The organism is Neobacillus drentensis, assembly GCF_036966985.1.
GTDB classification, from domain to species: Bacteria; Bacillota; Bacilli; order Bacillales; family Cytobacillaceae; genus Neobacillus; species Neobacillus drentensis_E.
Window position 1 is genome coordinate 1 of sequence record NZ_JBALSN010000563.1, and the last position, 2,030, is coordinate 2,030.

Below are 2,030 nucleotides of genomic sequence, written 5' to 3' on the forward strand. Positions count from 1 at the left end.
GGTTTGTATTTTTTATCGACCCTCATAGGAAAGAAAAGTGCTGGAGGCTTATTACTCCAGCACTTTTCTTAATAATTTTAATTAAGCTATTACAGTTGAAAGTGTTTCTAATAAGTATTGATTGACGATTGCTTTAAGTCGTTCCGTTCTGCCTGATGTATTCTTAATTTCATTTAATTGAAGGGCATATGCTTCAAGCTCGCGGAAGTTGGATCTTCCTTCTACGATTTCCAAGCCAATGCCATTAGTATAGCTGCTGTAACGTTCTTCGATGAAGCTATCTAAAACTTTGTCCTCAATTAATTTATTGGCAACCTTTAATCCGATTGCAAATGCATCCATACCAGCGATGTGTGCGTGGAATAGGTCTTCTGCTTCGAATGAACCTCTTCTTACTTTTGCATCGAAGTTTAAACCGCCTTTTCCTAAGCCGCCATTTTTTAGAATTTCGTACATGGCTAATGTGTTCGTATACAAGTCAGTTGGAAACTCATCTGTATCCCATCCAAGTAGTGTATCCCCTTGGTTAGCATCAACAGATCCAAGCATTCCGTTAATACGAGCTGTTCTTAATTCATGTTCAAATGTGTGGCCGGCTAAAGTAGCGTGGTTTGCTTCGATATTAAACTTGAAGTAGTCTGTTAAATCATATTTTTGCAAGAATGCTAGACCAGTAGCGACATCGAAATCATATTGATGTTTGGTAGGCTCTTTTGGTTTAGGCTCAATTAAGAACGGAACATCTAAGCCGATTTCTTTCGCATAATTTACTGCCATATGGAAGAAACGTGCTAAGTTGTCTTGTTCCAGCTTCATATCTGTATTTAGAAGTGTTTCATAACCTTCACGGCCGCCCCAGAAAACATAGTTTTCAGAGCCAAGTTCTTTAGCTACTTCCAGCGCCTTTTTCACTTTCGCTGCAGAGTATGCAAATACGTCGGCATTTGGAGAAGTTGCAGCACCATGAACATATCGTGGATTCGTGAACATATTCGCCGTGTTCCAAAGTAATTTCGTCTTGCTTGTTTTCATGTATTCTTTGATCATGGCAACTATAACATCTTGGTTTTCATTTGTTTCCTTTAATGTGCTTCCTTCTGGAGCGATATCAATGTCATGGAAAGCAAAGAAAGGAACATTTAATTTTTCAAAAAGTTCAAATGCAGCTTCCACACGTGCTTTCGCTAAATCTAAGCCTTGAAAACGATCCCAAGGACGAATGGCAGTTCCTACGCCAAACGGATCTGTTCCGTCAGCTGTGAATGTGTGCCAGTATGCAATAGAAAAACGAAGAATTTCCTCCATACTTTTGCCATTGATTTTTTCCTCAGGATTATAAAACTTAAATGCGAAGGGATTTTTTGATGAAGCCCCTTCAAATTGGATTTTATTAACTGTTTCAAAATAAGCCATCCATGATTCCTCCTAGTTGGTGTATGGTTAAAATCACTATATGTGTACGAGCGTACAATAAGGTATTGAATCTCTTTACCTTTGATAATCAAATCATAGCACGGTACACTTAGTTTGTCCATTCGACAAACTAATATACTTAATTTTTTTTGAAAAGGCTGACTGTTTTTTACAAACACCCTTTGCTCTGCCTTATGCCTACTATACAGATGTGAGTAAGTTTGCAGGCCTTTTCGCTTCTTCAATCCAAAAAATCTAGTTCAGGCACGCATCAGTATGTTTGTATAATAAATAAACAAAGTTTTGCGGTAAAATTGATTTACTCTATTAAATAAGGAGTTTTTTATAAAGTGGGAACCATTACATGGAATCATCAAACGGTAAAAAAAAATAACAAAGCCCTTGTATTACAAATGATTATTGAAAAAGAGCCGATATCAAGGGCAGATATTGCCCAAATAACAGGGTTGAATAAGGCAACAGTGTCTTCTTCAGTAAATGAGTTATTGGAAGAGGAACTTATTTACGAATCCGGCACTGGGGAATCCAGTGGTGGCCGACGACCTGTTATCCTTCATTTCAACAAAGCGGTCGGATATGCAATTGGCATTGATATC

The 2,030-nt window shown here is 37.8% G+C and carries 2 protein-coding genes; one reads left to right on the forward strand and one right to left on the reverse strand.

All coding sequences use genetic code 11. The features are described 5' to 3' along the window. Positions 1-81: 81 nt before the first annotated feature. Positions 82-1,413, reverse strand: a complete 1,332-nt coding sequence (gene xylA / locus V7659_RS27965; RefSeq protein ID WP_335543332.1) for a xylose isomerase — start codon at positions 1,411-1,413, stop codon at positions 82-84. Between the two features lie 350 nt (positions 1,414-1,763). Here xylA and V7659_RS27970 point away from each other — a divergent pair. Then, positions 1,764-2,030, forward strand: a 267-nt coding sequence (locus tag V7659_RS27970; protein WP_335543333.1) for a MarR family transcriptional regulator, incomplete at its 3' end; no start/stop codon positions are given.

What these genes read in the sequence shown, in the direction of transcription:
- xylA (WP_335543332.1), bottom strand. Translation starts at nt 1,413, where the DNA reads ATGGCTTATTTTGAAACAGTTAATAAAATCCAATTTGAAGGGGCTTCA.